This is a genomic window from Kutzneria chonburiensis, assembly GCF_028622115.1.
GTDB classification, from domain to species: domain Bacteria; phylum Actinomycetota; class Actinomycetes; order Mycobacteriales; family Pseudonocardiaceae; genus Kutzneria; species Kutzneria chonburiensis.
Map to the genome: position 1 here is coordinate 3,158,980 of NZ_CP097263.1, position 19,992 is coordinate 3,178,971.

The following is a 19,992-nucleotide window of genomic DNA, read 5'->3' on the forward strand; positions in this document are numbered from 1 at the left end:
ACGCTACGTGCAACTGGGGTGTTGCCAAGCCATTCGGAGTGCGCAACTGTTATCGGCCTCGCGTTCTTTTCGGTCATGAATAATATCGTCCATGACCCCCTGACCTGGGCCGAAGGCATGTAGTTCGTGGTGGACAAACAATGCTGCGCGAGTTGTCGCGGTCCCTGGTGACCGGCCGAACTCGACCAGCGCACACTCAATGCCGCGATTGCGCCGATGGCGCCGTCGTGTGATCCGTGGCGGGTTTTCCGCGCCGCACGACACAGCGGTCACACGTGTGCGCATGTGTATTTCTTGCGAGAGGATCTCCAGAGGTGAGCTGCTTCCTTGGATCGTACGGGTCGGAACACGGCGCCCCGGAGCTGGACGCCTGGGAGGCGAAGGGCGGGCTCCTACTCCTTCGCGGACCGAAGTGCGCAGGGAAGACCACCGTGCTCAGCCGAATCTGTGAATCAGCGACGGAATCGGGAATGCTCAGCCTGTTGGCGACGGGCTGGTTGAACGAGTACAACTCCCCTTCGGCGTCATGCGGCAGATCCTGGACCAGCTGGACGCGGCCGACGGGGGCGGCGACCTCGACGACACCGCCGACTCGTCCTCGGCCATCGCCGAACTCGGCCACGACTCGTCCGACCTGGCCAACGAACGTGTGTACGACCGCCTCCTGCGGGCCACCGCGAAACGGCCGCTGCTGATCGCCGTCGACGACATCAACTATGTCGACAGCCCCTCCCGACGGTTTCTGCGCTTCCTGGCCCGGCGGCTGAAGGGGACGTGCATCCGGCTGGCCATGGCCGAGCGAACGGGACACGCCGTCTCCTACTGCGACGACCTGCGAACCGACGTCCTGCGGCTGCCGTACACCAGCGTGGTCCGGCTGTGGCTGCTGGGACGCAAGCAGATCGCCCGGCGCATCACGGAGCACCTGCCGCAGCTCCCCGCTTCGCTCCCGGCTCCCGCGACCAAACAGCTGGCCGGCGACATCCACGACCTGACCGGCGGCAACCCGCTGCTCGTGGACCTGCTGGTGCGCAAGTGGTTCACGTCGGCCGAGCCGACCAGGGCGGCGCCGATCGTCGACACGGACTTCCACGACAGCGTCCGGGTGATGATCAGTGACACGGACCTGCCCGACATCCGCCGCGGCGCCCACGCGTTGGCCGTGCTCGACGGCCTCGCGACCCAGCCGCGGCTGGCCCGGCTGCTCGGGATCGACACCGCCACGGCCGGCCGGATCCTCGGCTCGCTCAACGACCTCGGCATGCTGGTCGGCGGCTGTCTGCGGCCGGAAATGCGCCGTGCGCTGCTTCAGGACGAGAGTTTCACCGCGCGGGGCGAGCTGCATTCGCGGGCGGCCCACGTGCTGTTCGAGGACAGCCTGCCCCTGGCGCAGGTCGTCGAGCAGCTCACCGCGGCGGGCAGGATTGCCGCACCGTGGGATCTGCCCCTCGTCCTCGGCCTGGTCAACCGGGCGCTGAAGGGCGGCGACACGGACATGGCCAGCCGGCTGCTCAAACTGGCCAAGGTCTCGGCCGTCGGTCCCGATGAGCGCTGCGCCGTGGAGATGCTGCTGCTGCGCACCACCTGGCTGACCGACCCCGGGCTGGTCGGCTCCCTGCTGCCGACGCTCTGCCGCGCCGCCCGCCGCGGCGTGTTGAACGCGACCGACCTGGCGTTTCTGGTTCGAGTGGCGCTGTGGCACGGCTGCGCGGAGTTCGCCGCGGAGTTGATGCCCCTCATGCGGGAGAAATCGCCGCAGTCACCGCATCCGGTCGAGGTCGGTCTGGCCGAGGCGCTCTACAGCCTGTGGAACGGCATGCCGATCGACTGGGAGACGGTGGAACTGTGCTCGTCGAGTGCGGCCGACGAGCCTTACGGACCGGGAGCCGACGTCCACTCGCTCCTCCTCGGCCTGCGCAAGATCCATGACTCGATGAACGGGGGCAACCGGGCCCAGGTGACCTTCTGGGCCGAGCAGGTGCTCCAGGGCATCCGTGTGCAGTCCTCGGCCGTGGAAACCCTGCTGTTCGCGTGCAGCGCGCTGGACCACATGGGCTCGCTGCCCGCCGCGCGGCCGTGGTTCACCCAGCTGTCCGAGGCGCTCGAGGCGTATCCGTCCCCGCTGTGGAAGGCCCTGGTGGCCGTCGTCCAGGCGAAGATCTCGTTCGAGCTCGGCGACCTCGGTTCCGCGCACCGGCTGCTCGAGACGGCCCTCGCGCACAAGCCGTGGCACGAATGGGGTTCGAAGGTCGTCGTCATCGCCTCACTGCTGGTCGAGACCCTGACCGAGATGGGCCGGCCGCAGGAGGCCGCCGAGGTGCTCGACCGTCCCGTTCCCGTCGCGGTGTACCAGCGATGGGACGGCCTGCAGTACGTGAACGCCCGCGGCCGGTACCACCTGGCGACCGGTCGGCTGCACGCGGCGCTGGCCGACTTCGAGACCTGCCGGGACATGAGCGCCGCCCTCCGCGGCGAGGCGCCCACGATCGCCGACCGGACCGACCTGATGGTGGCCTGGCGCTGCGGGATGGCGGAGACCTATCTGGCTCTCGGCGACGTGGCCCGCGCCCGGGAGATCCTCCAGCAACAGCTGAAACGGCTCCCCAGCGAGGAAAAGCCCGTCCACGGGATCACACTGCGCCTCATCGCCAGGACCACGAGGGACGAAGGCCGGCGGCTGTCCCTGCTGAAGTCCTCCGCGGACGTGTTGGAACGCTACGGAAGCCGGTTGCAGCTCGCGTACACGCTCACCGAGCTGGCGGCCGCCTACCGGGAGACCTCGCGGCTGAACCTGGCGCGGACCACGTCGAAGCGGGCGCAGCGGATGGCCGAGCAGTGCGAGGCGCGTCGGCTGCTCGATCTCGTCACCGCGGACGCGCAGGGGGCCGGGCGGGACAAACAACCGGTCGACCAGCACCCGGAACTGGCCGAGCTGAGCTCCGCCGAACGGCGCGTGGCGGTGCTGGCGATCTGTGGCCACACCAACCGGGAGATCTCCGGCAAGCTGTTCATCACCGCCAGCACCGTCGAGCAGCACCTGACCCGGATCTACCGCAAACTCGGCGTACGGCACCGCGAGGACCTGCTGGACAAGTTCTCGACCGTGTTCATGAGCCGTGAACGGAGCGGCTGAGACCGACCACTCGATGTGCCGCACGCAGGCCCTCCGCAGTGGCGCGGACGGCGTTGAGGCCGTCGGAACCGACGGCGCCGCCGGCGGTGACGACCGGGATACCGGCCTCGCTCAACGGCGCGACGAGATCCTGCACGGGGAGCTGGCCGACGGCGAGGACGACGTGGTCGGCGGCGATGGAGCGGTCGGTGCCCTCCGCGTCGGTGACGACGACGCCGGCGGGGGTGATCTCCCGGTAGGTGATACCGGTGAGCATCCGCACGCTGGCGGACCTCAAGTGCTGCATGACGACCCAGCGGGTGCTGGGGCCGATGCCCTCGCCGATCCGGCGACCGCGCCGCAGCAGCGTGACCTCACGCCGCGCGGACGACTCCGCGCCGTGCCGCGGGATGCTGTCGCCCTCGACGTACCGGGCGAGGAACTCCTCCGGCGTGGCTTTGGCCTTCGGGTCGGCGGTCAAGGTGTGGGCCAGATCGACGGCGATGCCACCGCCGCCGATGATGACCACCCGCCCGTCGAGCGCTTCGGGATCGGCGAAAGCCTCGGCGTAGTCCCGCACATGGGGAAGCTCCACGCCGGGCAGGGATAGCCGGGCGGGGACGACGCCGGTGGCCAACACGACGCCGTCGAACGACCGCAGCTCCGGGATGTCCTCGACGCCGATGCGACGGCCCAGGTGCACGGGCATGCCGGCGTCGAGCAATTCCTGTACGTGGTGGCCGATGGTCTCGGCGAAGTCCGCCTTTCCCGGCACCTGGGCGGCCAGGCGGAACTGACCGCCGGGCTGGGCCGCCGCTTCGTACACCTCGACCTGGTGGCCGAGGCCGGCCACCGTGCGGGCGGCCTCAAGGCCGGCGATGCCGGCGCCGATCACGACGTAGCGGCCGGACCGGCCACCGCGACGAGATGAGGGAAACTCGACTTCGTGCCCGGCCCGGGGATTGACGAGGCACGACACCGGTTCCGCGCCGAAGGAGCGGTCGATGCACGCCTCGTTGCAGGCGATGCACAGGGTGACCTGGTCGGGGCGGCCGGCGGCCGACTTGGCGACGATCTCCGGGTCGGCCAGGAACGGCCGGGCCATGGCCACGAAGTCCAGCTCGCCGCCGGACAGGGCTTCGTCGGCCTGCGCGATGCTGGTAAAGCGGTTGGCGGTGATCACGGCGACGTCGTGGTGGCCGGCGGCCAGCAGTGCGCGTTTCAGCGCTTTGCCACTGGCCGCCCAGGTGCCGACGGGGACCTCGGACTGCACGGTGGGCACCGGTGACTCATGCCAGCCCACGCCGACGGACAGCGCGTCGGCCCCGGCCCCGGCCAGCGCCACCGCGAGCGCGGTGACCTCGGCGGCCGGGGTTCCTCCGGTCACCAGGTCGTTCCCGGAGATACGGAAGAGCACCGGGAAGTCCCGGCCCACGGCGGCGCGGATCCGGCACAGCACCTCCAGCGGAAACCGGCGCCGCCGTTCGGCGTCACCGCCCCATGCGTCGTCACGCTGGTTGGTCAACGGTGCCGTGAACTGGTTGATCAGATAGCCCTCGGAGCCCATCACCTCCACGGCGTCGAAGCCGAGGGCCCGCGCGGTGCGCGCGCCCTCGACGAAGTCGTCGATCGTGGCCGCGATGTCCGCGTGGGTCATTTCCTTGGCGTGCAACGATTGAAGCTGCTGTGCACGGGCGACGGGGCGACCGGGTGAACGCCGCCGTCTTCGGGCTTGGCATACCGCCCGGCGTGGAAGAGCTGGAGCGCGATCCGCCCACGGCGGTCGTGCACCGCCCGCACCGCCGCCGCGAGGGCCGTACGGCTTCGAGGGTCGCCGATCACCGCATACCCGGGGCCGCCCACGCCGGCGGCGTTCACCGCCACTCCCCCGGTGACGATGAGCGCCGCGCCGGCGCGCTCGGCGTAGAACGCGGCCAGGGCCGTGCCGTCATCGTCCCTGGTCTCCAGGTTGAGATGCATCGCGCCCATCACGATGCGATGCGGGAGTTCCATCGTGCCGATAGCACCGGCCCGGAACACGTTGTCGTACATCAGGAATCACGGGTCGGGCGGGGCGGCAGCCGCAGCGCTTCGCCGGCGTCGGCGAAGAACGGCGGCGCGACCACGCTCAGGCCGCCGTCGACGACCAGGCTCTGGCCGGTGAGGTAGCCGGCGCCGTCGCCGAGCAGAAAGGCGACCGTGTCGGCCATCTCCTGCACGGTTCCGGGTCGCCCGGAGGGGACGCGAGCCAGGACGCTGTCCATCTCGGGCATGCCGTCGACGCCGTAGAAGTAGGTCAGCGAGTCGGAGTCGATCAGGCCGCCGTTCACCGCGTTGACGTTGATCCCGTACGGCGCGAACTCGACCGCCATGTACCGCACCCACGCCTCGATCGCCGCCTTCATCGCGCCGAGCGCGGCGTAGGTCGGGAAGGCGCGGATCGATCCGTAGGACGACAACGCGACGATGCGGCCGCCGTTGTCCATCAGCCGGACGGCCTGCTGGGCGCCGAGCACGAAGGGCCGCAGGTTCATGGCATAGGCACGGTCCAGGTGGTGCTGGCGGAGGTCGAGGATGTTCTTGAACGCGCTGGCGGCGGCGTTGGAGACGAAGTGGTCCAGCCGTCCGTAGCGCCTGTCGACCTCGTCGAACAGGGCCGTCACACCGTCGGCCGTCTCGACGTCGGCCTGGACCGCGATGCCCCGCCCGCCCGCTTCCTCGACGTCGGCAACGGTTTTCTCGGCCAGGTCGGCGTTCTTCTTGTAGTTGACGACCACGGTGCCGCCCTGGCGGGCCAGCGTCAGCGCGAGGGCCCGTCCGATGCCGCGCGAGGCGCCGGTGATCAGGGAGATCGTGGCGTCGTCTGACTGCTTGTCGCTCATCGCGCGGCTCCAGTGGTTCCGGCCTGCCGCAGGAGTTCGCGGAAGACCACGGCTTTCTGCACCTCGTTGGTGCCTTCCTCGAAGCGCTGCGCGCGGGCGTCACGGTAGACGCGCTCGATCTTCTGGGACTTCCAGTAGCCGAGTCCGCCGTGGATCTGCAACGCCTTGTCGGTGACGGTGGTCAGCATCGTCACCGCGTGCATCTTGGCCATCGAGGACTGCATGGACGCGTCCTCTGCCCCCTCCTCGAAGCGGCGCGCGGCGTGCAGCACGAGCTGGCGGGCCGCCTCGATGTCGGCCGCGTTCTCGGCCAGCATGAACTGGATGGCCTGGCGCTCGGTCAAAGTCTTGCCGAAGGTCACCCGGGAGCGGGCGTAGTCGACGGCGAGCTGCTGGGCCCGCCGGGCGAGGCCGACGCAGCTCATCGCGACGGAAATCCGCGACGGCGTAAGGAATCCGCCGAGGAACACCGCCAGCCCCTGCCCTTCCTCGCCGAGCCGGTGGTCCACGGGAACCGGGGTGCGGTCGAAGACGATCGAGGCGTGGTCGGTGCCGGTGACGCCCATGGTGTTGGAGGCATCCTCGGCCCGTACGCCGGGCGCGTTCCGCGGCACCAGCAGGGCGACCGTGCCGTCGTGGCCCGTGCTGCCGGCGACCCGCGCCGCCAGCAGGTAGTAGTCGCAGCGCATCCCGAACGTGATCAGGTGCTTGTGGCCGGACAGGTAGTAGGTGTCGCCCTCCCGCACCACCGAGGTCGTGATGTCGGCGCCGGTTCCGTTGCCCGGCTCGGTCAGCGTGAAAGCGATCTTGATCTTGCCGAGCACGGCCGGCACGACGAAGCGCTTGCGCTGCTCGGCGGAGGCGTGGCCGTCCATCGACCGCCAGATGCCGTTGACGACATGGACGATCATGCGCAGGGAGCCGTGGGAGCGGGAGAAGATCTCCATCAGCTCCATCCACTGCGTGAACCCGATGCCCTGGCCGCCGTACTCCAGCGGGGCGGCCAGCCGCAGGAACCCGAGCTCGTTGAGCTCGGTCCACACCGCCTCCGGCACCTCACCGGTCTCCTCGATCCGCTCGGCCCAGCGCTCGCCCGGACCCCGCACCCACTGCTCGACGGCGTCGCGGAGCTTGTCGAACTGCTGCCCGTCCATCATCTGTCGCACTGCGTCCTCTCCTTTCACTGCACGGCATGAGGGCGCAGGTGGCGTGCCCTGGCCCGCAGTTCGAACTTCTGGACCTTGCCGATCGGGTTGCGCGGCAGGTCGGGCACGAGCTGGAGCCGTTCCGGCCAGTACTGCTTGGCGGTCTGGTGCCCGTCCAGGTAGCGGCACATCTCGTCGAAGTCGAGCAGCGCGCCGTCCCTGAGCACGACGAACGCGCAGGCCCGCTCGCCGAGCCGGTCGTCGGGCATGGCCACGATGGCCACGTCGTCGACGGCGGGATGGCCGAACAGCAGCTGTTCCATCTCGGCCACCGGGATCTTCTCGCCGCCGCGGTTGATCACGTCCTTGATCCGGCCGGTGATGCGGACATGGCCCGATTCGTCCAGCACCGCGAGGTCCCCGGTGCGGAACCAGCCGTCCGGGGTGAAGGCCTCGGCGGTCAGGTCGGGTCGGTCGAGGTAGCCGTCGAACGTCGTCGGCGAGAGGATCTCGAAGTTGCCCTCGGCGCCCGCCGGCAGCACCGCGCCGCGGTCGTCGGTGACCCGCAGCCGCACGCCGGCCAGGACTCGACCGTCGGTGCCCCAACGGAGTTCCGGCGCGTCGGTCGGTGTGGACAGCGCACCGAGGCAGGTTTCGGTGGTGCCGAAGGCACCGCATACCTTGGTGCCCAACACTTCGCTCGCGTGCTCGGCCAGCGACCGCGGCACGGTTGCGCCGGTGGCCACGAAGATCCGCAGGTGCTTGGGCGCCTCGCCGATCTCCTCGACCGCCTTCACCAGGTCGGCCAGGAACGGCGTGGCGGCCTGGACGAACGTGGCCCGGTGGTCGTTCAGCGAGACGACGGCACGCCGCGGATCCCATTCGGATTGCAGGATCTGGGGCACGCCCAGCACGGTCGCCAGCGTCATCCCGTACAGGAAGCCGGTCTGGTGGGCGAGCGGGGACGGCACCCACACGGCGTCCTCGGCGCCGAGGCCGAGGTGCCGTATCTCCATCGAGACGGCACGAACCAGGTTCGAGGACGGCTGCACGACACCCTTCGGCTCGCCGGTGGTGCCGGAGGTGAACAGCAGCTGCGCGGTCGCATCGGCCGACGGGTGGATCGCGTCAAGCGCTGCCCGGTCGACCGTCGTCGCCTCCAAAGCGCTCGCCCAGTCGTGCAACTGGACGCCGGCCGGAGCCGGCCGTGGCAGTCGGCTGGAGCCGCCCGATCGGGCCAGCACCACGACGTGTTGCAGGTTCGTCGTGTCCGGGCCGCCGGTGGCGGCGAGGGCGACGGCCTCGTCCGCGGGACGCCGAGACCGGTACTCGTCCATGACGACGAGCACACGGGCCAGCGAATGCCGCAGGACGAAGCCGAGTTCGCGTTCGCGGAAGAACGGCATGATCGGGCAGCAGACGGCGCCGATCCGCAGGGCCGCCAACGACAGCACCACGAACTCGATGCGGTTGGGCAGCTGGTAGGCCACGATCTCGCCCGGCCGCACACCGAGGTCGAGCAGCAGCGCGGCGGCCTTGTCCACCCGGCCGGCCAGCTCGCTCCACGTGACGACCGAATCGCCGTCCGGACGCACGTCCACGACGGCGGTGTCACCAGGCCGGGCCGCGGCGTGCCGGGTCAGCCACTCGGGCAGGGTGACCTGGGCGGCTTGGTCGGGATCCGCGACGACGCGGTCGGGGCCACGGCTGCGGGTGGCGCGGGCGGGACCGGACTCGACGGACGCCGGCACGCCGACAGCGTTGAGCATGTCGAGGAAGCCCGGGTACGAGATGCGATAGGCGTTGGGGTACGACAGCGTGGAGTGGCCGCGGGCCCGCGATGCGGCGACGGCCATCGACATCAGCACCCGATGGTCGTTGTACGACGACAACTCCGCGCCGACCAGACCGTCCACTCCGGACACTCGCAGGGTGTCGTCGGCCAGCGCCAGCTCGGCCCCCATGGTGTTGAGCTGGAGCATCGCGCCGGCCCGGTCGGACTCCTTGAGCCGGGTGTGCGCGACGTTGCGGAACACCGACTCGCCGTGCGCGAAGGTGGCGAGGGTGGACAGGATCGGCAGCATGTCCGGCACGTCACGGCAGTCGACCTCGACGGCCTTCAGCAGCGGGCCGTCCTGCTGGATCCGGACGCCGCCGGCCGCCGCGTCCAGTTCCATCGGAACGCCCATGGAGCGGGCGATGTCGATGAAGTCGAACTCGGGGTGGTCGGCGGGACCGCCGGTCAGGCTCGGGATGCCGCGCAGCACCACGTCGGCGGGGTGCAGCGCGGCGGTCGCGATGGCGAACGCCGCGGAGCCGATGTCGGGCGGCAGCGTCAGCTCGGTCGGCCGCACGCTCTGGTGCGGCGCCACTTCGAAACGCCGCCAGTCGGGGGTTACGGTCACCTCGAGGCCGAACTGCCGCATCATCGCGACGGTCAGCTCCAGATAGGTGCGTTCGTTGAGTTCCCCGCTCACGGTGATGGTGGTGGGGCCGGTGGCGAACGGCGCGAGCAGCAGCAGCCCGGAAATCCACTGCGACAATGTGCCGGCAATGGTCACCTCACCGCCCGCGGGCCGCTGGCCGTGCACCTGAATCGGCGGGCAGTCGTCCGCCGACTCCAGGCGCACACCCATCTGTTCAAGGGCTCGCAGCAGCGGGCCGACGGGGCGGTTCCGGAAGTATTTCTGCCCGGTGATCGTGACCGCGCTGTCCGAAAGGGAAGCGAGCCCGATCATGAAATAGAGGGTGGTGCCGGAACTGCCGGCCGAGACCGTGTCCCGGACCGGCCGGTAGCGGCCGCCGCGTCCCCGCACCACGAAGGTGTCGCCCTCGCGGGTGATCCGCACGCCGAGGCCACGCAGCAGCCGAACGGTGTACTCGACGTGCCGGGCGTCGGAGAGGCCGTGGATCCGGCTCTCCCCGTCGGCCAGCGACGCGAGGATGAGGGCGCGGTGCGCATGGTATTTGGAGTTCGGCACGATGATGTCACCGGTGATCCGGTGCTGAATTCCCTTGACGAGAAGATGCATGGGGTATGTCCACTCCTAGACATTTCGCCTTGGTGAATGCTCTCAGCATCGGATCGGTTCGCTGTCCCCTAGCGACCCCTAGTTCGGCCGGGCCGGCCGCCCATATCTCGGACTAGTCGACATTTCGCTCGACGAGTGCGAGCAGTTCCTCCGCGGTGGCCGATTCGATGTCGTCCGACAGCGGGCTTTCCGGTAGTGCGGCCGTGCCGTCGAGTCGGGCCAGCAGGGCGTCGAGCCGGGAGCCGAACCGCGCCCGGTCGCCGCGCGCGGCGTCCAGCAGGGTGTGCTCCAGCCAGTCCAGCTTGGCCAGGATCTCGTTGTTCAGGGCGTCCGGGTCGAGTTCGAAGCGCCGGCTGAGATAGTCGGCCACCGCCGTAGGGCTTGGGTGGTCGAAGACGAGGGTGGTCGGCAGCGCGAGGCCGCTGGCGTCACCGAGGCGGGTGCGCAGTTCGACCGCCATGAGGGAGTCGAATCCCATGTCGGTGAAGGCGCTGTCCACGGCGACGGCCTGCGGCGTGGCGTGGCCCAGCACGTCCGCGACCTCGGCCCGTACCAGATCCAGCACGGCGCCGCGCCGCGTCTCCGCATCCATGGCCGCGAAGCGCTCGGTCAGGTCCGACCGGGCCGGGGCTTCGTCGGTGGGCTCCGTCAGGTGTCGGAGGAGAGGGCTGGGGCGGTTGCTGGCGAAGACGTGGGCGAAGCGGTCCCAGTCGACGTCGACCACGGTGACCGTCGTGTCGTCACGGTCCAGGGCCTGGCCGAGAGCAGCGGTGGCGCCTTGAGGCGAGAGGGCGCGGACGCCGCGGCGCAGCATCTGCTCCTGGAAGCGGTCGTCGGCCATGCCGCCGCCGCTCCAGGGTCCCCAGGCGACAGCCGTGCCGACGGCGCCACGCGCCCGACGCCGCTCGACCAGCGCGTCCAGGTGGGCGTTGGCGGCGGCGTACGGGCCGTTGCCCGCGCTGCCCCAGGTGCCGGCGATGGAGGAATACACGACGAACGCCGTCAGGTCGTCCCCCAGCACGTCGTCGAGGATTTCCGCGGCGGTGACCTTCGCGTCGGCCACCGCCGCGAAGTCGTCCCCGACGAGCTCCGTCAACGGTTTCTCCGCGGCGACACCGGCCGCGTGCACCACCGCGTGGACGGGCGCGCCTTCAGCGGCCAGGCGCTCGGCCAGCTGGGCGACAGCGTCGCGGTCGGTCACGTCGCACGCCGTCAGGTCGACCTTCGCGCCGAGCTCCTCCAGTTCCGCGCGGAGTGCCTCGGCGCCGGGGGCGGTGGGGCCACGTCGGCTGGCGAGGACCAGCCGGGACGCACCCCGTGAGGCAAGCATGCGGGCGGTGTGCGCACCGAGCGCTCCCGTGCCGCCCGTGATCAGCACCGCCCCGTCCGTCCACGGGTCTGCGGCAGGCGCGTGAGCGCCACCCGGGTCGGCCTTGAGACGACGCGCGTGAAGGCCGTCGCCGCGCAGTGCCACCTGGTCCTCCCCCGCAGTCCCGGAAAGGACGGCAGCCAAGCCGGCCGGCTCCCCTTCGACGGGGAGGTCGATCAGACCGCCCCACAGCGCCGGGTGTTCGAGGGCGGCGACGCGACCGAGGCCCCAGACCTGGGCGTGCCAGGGATCCGGTGCGGCGTCCGACGGCCCGGTGCGCACGGCACCCCGCGTCAGCGTCCACAGCCGGGTCGACACGTCCGCGTCGTGCAGGGCCTGCACGAGCACCATGGTGGCTAGGGCCCCGGCCGCGACGCCGCGGTGCTTGGCGTCCTCACCGCCGGCCTCCGCCAGCAGGGACACGACCCCCGCCACCGGGCCGTCGGCGGTCGCGGCAAGCTCCTTCGCCAACGTCGCGCGGTCCATGCCGTGCGGATCGACGGTGATGATCCGGGGGTCGGCGCCGGCCGCGGCGAGCGACCGCCGTACGACGTCGGCCGTCGCGGTGTCGCCGGGTACGACAACCCACCACCTGCCGTCGAGCGATGCCGTGTCGTCCACGGGTAGCCGGTCCCACGCGATTCGGTACCGCCAGTCCGCGACCTGAGCGGGCGTGGTGGCGCGGCCGGCCGTGTCCTCCTCCAGCCAGTAGCGCTCGTGCTGGAAGGCGTACGTGGGGAGCCGGACCTGCCGGCCCTCCCCGAGCACTGCCGTCCAGTCGACGGATACCCCCTGGGCGTACCCAGCGCCGAGGGCCTTGAACAGGGTGCGTACCTCGGGCTGGTCACGTCGCGCGGAGGCGACGACCGGTTGCGCCGCCAGCGGTGCCAGCACGGCGTCCGGCCCCAGTTCGATCAACACGTCGGCGTCCATGGCGGTCAGGGCGTCGGCGAAGCGGACGGCGTGCCGGGCGTGGGCCACCCAGTATTCAGGTGTGGCAAAGGAATGGCTCGTGTCGGCCGTGGGCACGACCGGGATGGACGGCTCGTGAAATGTCAGCTCACCGAGGAACGCGGCGAACTCGTCGAGCATCGGCTCCATCAACGGCGAGTGGAACGCGTGGCTGACCCGCAACCGGGTCGTGCGGCGACCCCGCGCACGCCACTGGTCCGCGATCCGCAGGACGTCGGCTTCCGTCCCGGAGACGACGACGGCTTCAGGGCCGTTCACGGCCGCGATCGCCAGGTCGGGTAGGTCCGCGAGGCTCGCGGCCACCTCTGCCTCGCCGGCGGCGATCGCCAGCATCGCACCGCCTACCGGCAACGCCTGCATCAACCGCCCACGCACCACCGCCAACCGAGCACCGTCCACAAGGGACAACACACCGGCCACCACCGCAGCAGCGATCTCCCCCACCGAATGCCCTGCCAACACGGAGAATTCCACGCCCCACGACTGCCACAACCGCGCCAACGCCACCTCGAACGCAAACAACGCCGGCTGCGCAAACTCCGTACGCTCCAACACATCCGCCGGCCCCGACCACATCACCTCACGCAACGACCGCCCCAACAACGGATCCACCGCCGCACACACCTCGTCCAACGCCGCGGCGAACACCGGGAACCGCCCGGCCAGCTCACGGCCCATTCCCACGTGCTGAGCGCCTTGACCGGAGAACAGACCCGCCACGCGGCCGGGGCCGGCGGGCACCGCTCGGCCCCGGTCGGCAAAGACATCAAGGGCACCAAGCAGTTCGTGCCGGTCCTCGGCCACCAGCACCGCCCGATGGTCGTGACGGGACCGCGTCGTGACCAGTGACCACGCCACATCGGCCAGGTCGAGCCCGGGGCGGTCGAGCAGGTGGGAATGCAGGGCACGGGCCTGTGCGGTCAACCCAGCCGCGCTGCGAGCGCTGAGCACATACGGCAGCAGAGCCCGAGCAGCGGGACCGGTCGAAACGGGCTCGATCGGATCGCCCTCTTCCAGCACGATGTGTGCGTTGGTGCCGCTGATGCCGAACGACGACACACCGGCCACGCGCTGACGGTCGCCACGGGGCCAGGGGCGTTCCTCGGTGAGCAGCCGCACGGTCCCGGGCGACCAGTCGACCTCGGGTGACGGCGTGTCGGCGTGCAGCGTGCGGGGCAACAGTTCGTGCCGCAGGGCCTGCACCATCTTGATCACGCCGCCGACGCCGGACGCCGCCTGCGCGTGGCCGAGGTTCGACTTGAGCGAACCGAGCCACAGCGGCCGTGCCGGCTCACGGTCCTGGCCGTAGGTGGCGATCAGGGCGTGGGCCTCGATGGGGTCACCGAGCCGGGTGCCGGTGCCGTGCGCCTCGACGGCGTCGACCTCGGTGGCCGCGACGCCCGCCTGCGCGAGCGCCGCCTCCACAACGCGTTGCTGCGCCGGACCACTCGGGGCAGTCAGGCCGTTGGACGCGCCGTCCTGGTTGACGGCCGAGCCACGGACCACCGCGAGGACCTCGTGCCCCAGCCGACGCGCGTCGGACAGCCGTTCCACGACGAGCACGCCGACGCCCTCGGCCCAGCCGGTGCCGTCGGCGGCGGCGGCGAACGACTTGCACCGGCCGTCGGCGGCCAGCCCGCCCTGGCGGCTGAACTCGACGAAGATGTGCGGCGACGCCATCACGGTCGCGCCGCCGGCCAGCGCGAGATCGCACTCGCCACGGCGCAGCGCCTGGGCAGCGAGGTGCAAGGCGACCAGCGAGGACGAGCAGGCGGTGTCGAGCGTGACCGCCGGGCCCTGGAGCCCCAGCAGGTACGAGATGCGCCCCGACATGACGCTGTTGCTGTTGGCGATGCCGATGATCCCCTCGAGGTTCGCCGGCGTGCTGCTCAGACGGGAGAAGTAGTCGTTGTACATGGTGCCGACGAACACGCCGGTGCGGCTGTCGCGCAGGCTGTCGGGGGCGATGCCGGCGTGCTCGACGGCCGCCCACGACGTCTCGAGCAGCAGGCGGTGCTGTGGGTCCATGGCCAGCGCCTCACGGGGCGAGATGCCGAAGAAGGCCGCGTCGAAACCGGCGACGTCGTCGAGGAATCCGCCCTCGCCGGCCGAGGAGGTGCCGGCCCGGGAGCGGTCCGGGTGGCTGAGGCCGACCAGGTCCCAGCCACGGTCGGTGGGGAAGCCGGCGACGGCGTCCCGGCCCTCCGCGACGAGCCGCCACAGGTCCTCGGCCGACGCGACACCGCCCGGGTAGCGGCAGGCCATGCCGACGATGGCGACGGGCTCGTCGGCGACGGCCGTCCTGGTCGTGACCGGCTGTCGAGGGCGTGACGACGGCTCGGCGAGCTGGCTGTTCAGGTGTCGGGCCAGCGCGCCGGCGGTCGGGTGGTCGAAGACCAGCGTCGCCGGCAGCCGGACACCGGTCGCGGCCGACAGGCGGTTGCGCAGCTGCACGGACATCAGGGAGTCGAACCCGAACTCGCCAAGCGGGCGCTCGGTGTCGACGGCGCTCAGGTCGCGGTGCCCGACGGCCGCGGCGATCTCGGTCCGTACGAGATCGGACAGCGCCTTGGCACGGTCCGCAGCCGCAAGCACGGCCAGGTTCGTCGACACCGTCTTCTGGCGCGGTTGCAGCGCCGTGAAGAACGGGGCCGGACGGGTGCTGGTGAACACAGGCAGGAAGCGCGGCCACGCCACGTCGGCCAGCACGCGGTCCTCGCCGAGGGACACCGCCGCCGACAGGGCTGCCATGGCGTCGTCGACCGGCAGCGGGACAAGCCCCTGGCGGCGCAGCCGCCGCTCCAGGTCGGCGTCGACCATGCCGCCGCCCGACCACGGACCCCAGGCCAGCGCCGTGCCGGCCCGGCCGCGGGCGCGGCGGCGGGCGGCCAGCGCGTCGAGCACGGCGTTGCCCGCCCCGTACGCGCTCTGCCCCGCCCCGCCCCAGACGCCGGAGACGGACGAGAACACGACGAAGGCGTCCACGTCACCGAGCACCTCGTCGAGGACCCGGGCACCGCTCGCCTTGCCGTCCATGACGGCGTGGAACCGGTCGAGGGTGGTCTCCAGCAACGGTGTCTCATCGGCGACGCCGGCCGCGTGGAACACCGCGCGGACGGGCGTGCCGGTGTCCGCCGCCGCACGCACCAGTTCGGCCATAGCGGACCGGTCGGTGACGTCGGCGGCAACGATCCGCGCCGGGGTACCGGTGGCGGCCAGCTCGGCCAGCAACTCCTGCGCGCCGGCCGCCTCGGCGCCTCGGCGCGAGACGAGCAGCAGCGAGCAGCCGCCGAGACCCGCGACCCAACGGGCGACATGGCCGCCCAACGCCCCGGTGCCGCCGGTGATCAGCACCGTGCCGGACGGCGTCCAGTCGGTGGGCTGCGCCGGCCGCTCCGGCCTGACCAGGCGCCGTACAAACACGCCGTCGGGCCTGAGCCGGATCTGGTCCTCGCCCGAGCCCGCGGTGAGCAGGCCGGCCAGGCAGTCGAGGTCGGGCCGCACGCCGGCCGGCGGCAGATCGACCAGGCCGCCCCAGCGTTCCGGCAGTTCCAGGGCCGCCGCGCGGCCCGCGCCCCACACGGCGGCCGTGTCGAGCTCGTCGTCGGACTCGTGGGTCAGGCACCACACCGGCGCGTCCACACCGGCCTCGGTAAGCGCTTGCAACGCCGTGACAAGGACGTCCGGGTGCGCGGCGAACAACAGCACGCCGTCCACGACCGCGTTGACCAGCCGTGCCGTGAGGGCGGCGCGGTCCTCGGAGAGGTCGACGGAAACCGTGTGCGCGGCCATGTCCCGGGTCCAGGAGACGTCCGTCGCCGGTGGCGCGAGGACAAGCCAGGTGCCAGGGAGCTGGTCGGCGCGCGGTGGGTCGGGCAGCCGCTGCCACGTGACCTCGTAGGCCAGGCGATGCACGCGCCCGTCCGCACGGGACCCCAGCCGGGCTGCCCGCAGCACCAGTTCGCCGACGGTGAGGACCGGGTCGCCGGCACTGGTGACGGCGTCCAGGCGAACGGTCTCGCCGCCGGTCTGTAGGCGCACACGCAGTTCGGACGCGCCCGTGAGATGCACGGTGGCCCGGCCGAAGGCGAAGGGCAGCCGGACCTGCTCACCAGCGTCGGCGGCCAGCGGATGCAGGGCGGCGTCCAGCAACGCGGGGTGACAGCCGTACCGGCCGTCGCGGGCCTCCTCGGGAAGGACGACCTCGGCGTACAGCTCGTCCCCGGACCGCCACAACGCCCGCAGGCCGCGGAACGCCGGGCCGTAGCCGTAGCCACGGGCGGCGAGCGTGCCGTAGAGCTCGTCGACCGGCAGCTCCTCGGCGCCCGCCGGCGGCCACTGCTCCACGGTCCACGCCGAGAACTCCTCCGCCACGAGCCGTCCCGTGGCGTACTCCACCCACTCGCCGTCACCACTGCGGCCCCGGATCACCAGTGCGCGTTCCGGCGCACCCTCCGGTTCCACCCAGACCTGGACGTCGACGCCGACGGCCGGCAGCACGAGCGGGGCCTGCACGACGAGGTCGGCGACCTGCCGCCACCCAACCTGCCGGGCAGCGCGCAGGGCGAGCTCCAGGAAACCGGTGCCGGGGAACAGCACCGTGCTGTCCACCGCGTGGTCGGCCAGCCACGGGTCCTGGGCCGGCGAGATCCGGCCGGTCAGAACCACGCCGCCCTGGCCCGGCAGTTCCACGACGCCGGACAGCAGGGGGTGCTCCAGCGCGTCGGCCCCGGCGCCCGTGAGGGCTGGCGGTGCGAGCCAGAAGCGCCGGTGCTGGAACGGGTACGTGGGCAGGTCGGCCCGGGCAGCCGCCGGGAACACGGTCGTCCAATCGACCTCGACGCCGTGCGCATGGGCCTCGCCGAGCGCGGTCACCAGCGTCAGGGCCTCGCTCTGCTCACGGCGGCAACTCGGCAGCACCGTGCCACCGTCGATCAGCGGCGTCAGTACCGCGTCGGGCCCGATCTCGACCACGACGTCCGCGTCAAGCCGCGTGACGGCGTCATGGAATCGCACCGCGCGGCGGGCGTGGTCGACCCAGTAGGCCGCGCTGGCGAACGGATGCGTGGTGTCGGCCGAGGCCACCACGGGTAGCTTCGGCTCGCGGCGCTCCAGTTCCTCCGCCACCGCAAGGAATTCGTCCAGCACCGGTTCCATCAGCGGCGAGTGGAAGGCATGGCTCACCCGGAGCCGGCTCGTGCGACGGCCACGCTCGCGCCAGATCTCGGCGATCCGCTCGACCTCCGCACGCGCGCCGGAAACCACCACCGCCTCCGGGCCGTTGACCGCGGCGATGCCGACGAACGCCGGATCCCCCAGCGTCGCAGCGACCTCCGCCTCGCCGGCGGCGATCGCCAGCATCGCGCCGCCTGCCGGCAACGCCTGCATCAACCGGCCACGCACCACCGCCAACCGGGCACCGTCCACAAGGGACAACGCGCCGGCCACGACCGCGGCGGCGATCTCGCCCACGGAATGCCCGGCCAACACGGAGAATTCCACGCCCCAGGACTGCCACAGCCGGGCCAGCGCCACCTCGAACGCAAACAACGCCGGCTGCGCAAACTCCGTACGCTCCAACACATCCGCCGGCCCGGACCACATCACCTCGCGCAACGACCGCCCCAACAGCGGATCCACCGCCGCGCACACCTCGTCCAGCGCACCGGCAAACACCGGGAACCGCTCGGCCAGCTCACGGCCCATACCCATGTGCTGAGCGCCTTGACCGGAGAACACCGCCGCGATCCGGCCACCGCCTACGGCCACCGGGGTCACGTCGCTGAGCGCCGCAAGCACGGCGTCACGGTCGCCCGTGACCGTCGCACGGTGGTCGAATGCCGTGCGGTGCACGGCCAGCTCCCGCGCCGCCCGCGTGAGCGACAGCCACGGCCGCGCCGCCAGATGGTCCCGCAGCGCCGCCGCCTGGTCGCGTACGGCATCCGGCGTCCGGCCCGACAGCACCAGCGGCACCAAGACTTCCGCCAACGGCGTCGAGGGCCCGTTCTCGGCGGCGGCCTCGGGGATGAACTCCTCCAGGATCACGTGCGCGTTGGTGCCGCTCATACCGAATGAGGACACGCCGGCGCGGCGCGGGCGGTCCTCGACCCGCTCCCACGCGCGGTCTCGGTCCAGCAGCGCGACCGTGCCGGCGGACCAGTCGACCTCGGTCGACGGACGGTCGGCGTACAGGCTGCGTGGCAGCACGCCGTGTCGCAGCGCCTGCACCATCTTGATCACGCCGGCGACGCCCGCGGCCGCCTGGGTGTGGCCGATGTTCGACTTCAGCGAACCGAGCCACAGCGGCCGCCCCGCCGAACGGCCGCGTCCGTACGTCGCCATCAGGGCCTGCGCCTCGATGGGATCGCCCAGTCGCGTGCCCGTCCCGTGCGCCTCTACGACGTCGATCTCGTCCGTGCTCAGCCGAGCGCTGCGCAGCGCCGCGTCGATCACGCGCTGCTGCGCGGGACCGCTCGGCGCCGTCATGCCGTTCGAGGCGCCGTCCTGGTTGACCGCGCTGCCCCGCACCACGGCCAGCACCTCGTGCCCCAGCCGCAGCGCGTCCGACAGCCGCTCCACGGCCAGCACGCCCACACCCTCGGACCAGCCGGTGCCGTCGCCGTCGTCGGCGAAGGAGTGGCAGCGGCCGTCGGTGGACAGCACCCGCTGCCGGCTGTACTCGACGAAGAACGTGGGGCCGGCCATGATCGCGACGCCGCCGGCCAGCGCCAGATCGCACTCGCCCGAGCGCAGCGCCTGACACGCCAGGTGCAGTGAGACCAGCGACGACGAGCAGGCGGTGTCGACAGTGACGGCCGGCCCTTCAAGGCCGAGGTGGTAGGCGACCCGGCCGACGGCCATGCTGCCCGCGCTGCCCATGTGGACGTAGCCCTCGAACCCGTCCGGTGCCTTGCCGATGAAACGGCTGCCGTAGTCGTGGTGCATGACGCCGGTGAACACGCCGGTGCGGCTGCCGCGCAGGTCGGCGGGACGGATGCCCGCGCTCTCCAGCGCCTCCCAGGTCGTCTCCAGCAGCAGCCGCTGCTGCGGGTCCATGGCCAGCGCCTCGCGCGGGCTGAGCCCGAAGAAGTCGGCGTCGAAGAGGTCGATGTCGGTGAGGAAGCCGCCTTCGCGCGTGTACGACTTCCCGACGGCGTCCGGGTCGGGGTCGTAGAGGGCGGCCACGTCCCAGCCGCGGTCCCGTGGGAAGCCGCTGATGGCGTCACGCCCCTCCGCGACCAGCCGCCACAGGTCGTTGGCGCCGTGCACGCCGCCCGGGTACCGGCAGCCGATGCCGACGATCGCGATCGGCTCGTGGGCCCGCGTCTCGGCGTCCCGCAGCCGCGACCGGGTCTTCTGCAGATCGGTGGTGACCTTGCGCAGGTAGTCGACGAGCTGGCTTTCGTCTGTCATGTCTGGCACCTATCGGCTTCGCGGCTGTCGGCCCGGCGGCGGGAACAGCAGTGGTGGCAACGGGTTC

At 71.6% G+C, this 19,992-nt stretch carries 5 protein-coding genes and 2 pseudogenes; 1 reads left to right on the forward strand and 6 read right to left on the reverse strand.

Annotated elements, in window-relative coordinates; all coding sequences use genetic code 11:
- Positions 1-526 precede the first annotated feature (526 nt).
- Positions 527-3,133, forward strand: coding sequence for a LuxR family transcriptional regulator (locus M3Q35_RS14345; protein ID WP_273942240.1), 2,607 nt, complete (start codon positions 527-529; stop codon positions 3,131-3,133).
- On the opposite strand, the gene M3Q35_RS14350 is transcribed toward M3Q35_RS14345, so the two are convergent.
- From M3Q35_RS14350 to M3Q35_RS14380, 6 genes and pseudogenes are all read right to left on the reverse strand, one after another.
- A complete protein-coding gene (locus M3Q35_RS14350) occupies positions 3,108-4,217 on the reverse strand; it encodes an FAD-dependent oxidoreductase (RefSeq protein WP_273944350.1) in 1,110 nt (369 codons plus the stop codon). The two genes, M3Q35_RS14345 and M3Q35_RS14350, sit on opposite strands and share 26 nt — an antisense overlap.
- Positions 4,212-5,164: pseudogene (locus tag M3Q35_RS48885) on the reverse strand (oxidoreductase); the annotation flags it as partial. The pseudogene M3Q35_RS48885 and the gene M3Q35_RS14350, both read right to left, overlap by 6 nt.
- A complete protein-coding gene (chcA, locus tag M3Q35_RS14365) occupies positions 5,164-5,994 on the reverse strand; it encodes a 1-cyclohexenylcarbonyl-CoA reductase (protein ID WP_273942241.1) in 831 nt (276 codons plus the stop codon). The gene chcA and the pseudogene M3Q35_RS48885, both read right to left, overlap by 1 nt.
- Positions 5,991-7,151 carry an acyl-CoA dehydrogenase family protein gene (locus M3Q35_RS14370; RefSeq protein WP_273944352.1) on the reverse strand — a complete coding sequence of 387 codons (1,161 nt, stop codon included), beginning with the start codon at positions 7,149-7,151 and terminating at the stop codon, positions 5,991-5,993. The genes chcA and M3Q35_RS14370 overlap by 4 nt, the downstream gene beginning before the upstream one ends.
- A 23-nt stretch (positions 7,152-7,174) precedes the next feature.
- The gene (aroA, locus tag M3Q35_RS14375; protein ID WP_273942242.1) at positions 7,175-10,171 is read right to left on the reverse strand and encodes a 3-phosphoshikimate 1-carboxyvinyltransferase; all 2,997 of its coding nucleotides are present in this window, start codon (positions 10,169-10,171) and stop codon (positions 7,175-7,177) included.
- 112 nt (positions 10,172-10,283) lie between these two features.
- A pseudogene (locus M3Q35_RS14380) lies at positions 10,284-19,925 on the reverse strand (SDR family NAD(P)-dependent oxidoreductase); the annotation flags it as partial.
- Positions 19,926-19,992: the final 67 nt, after the last annotated feature.

What these genes read in the sequence shown, in the direction of transcription:
- aroA (WP_273942242.1), bottom strand. Translation starts at nt 10,171, where the DNA reads ATGCATCTTCTCGTCAAGGGAATTCAGCACCGGATCACCGGTGACATC.
- M3Q35_RS14350 (WP_273944350.1), bottom strand. Translation starts at nt 4,217, where the DNA reads ATGGCCCGGCCGTTCCTGGCCGACCCGGAGATCGTCGCCAAGTCGGCC.
- M3Q35_RS14370 (WP_273944352.1), bottom strand. Translation starts at nt 7,151, where the DNA reads ATGATGGACGGGCAGCAGTTCGACAAGCTCCGCGACGCCGTCGAGCAG.
- chcA (WP_273942241.1), bottom strand. Translation starts at nt 5,994, where the DNA reads ATGAGCGACAAGCAGTCAGACGACGCCACGATCTCCCTGATCACCGGC.
- M3Q35_RS14345 (WP_273942240.1), top strand. Translation starts at nt 527, where the DNA reads ATGCGGCAGATCCTGGACCAGCTGGACGCGGCCGACGGGGGCGGCGAC.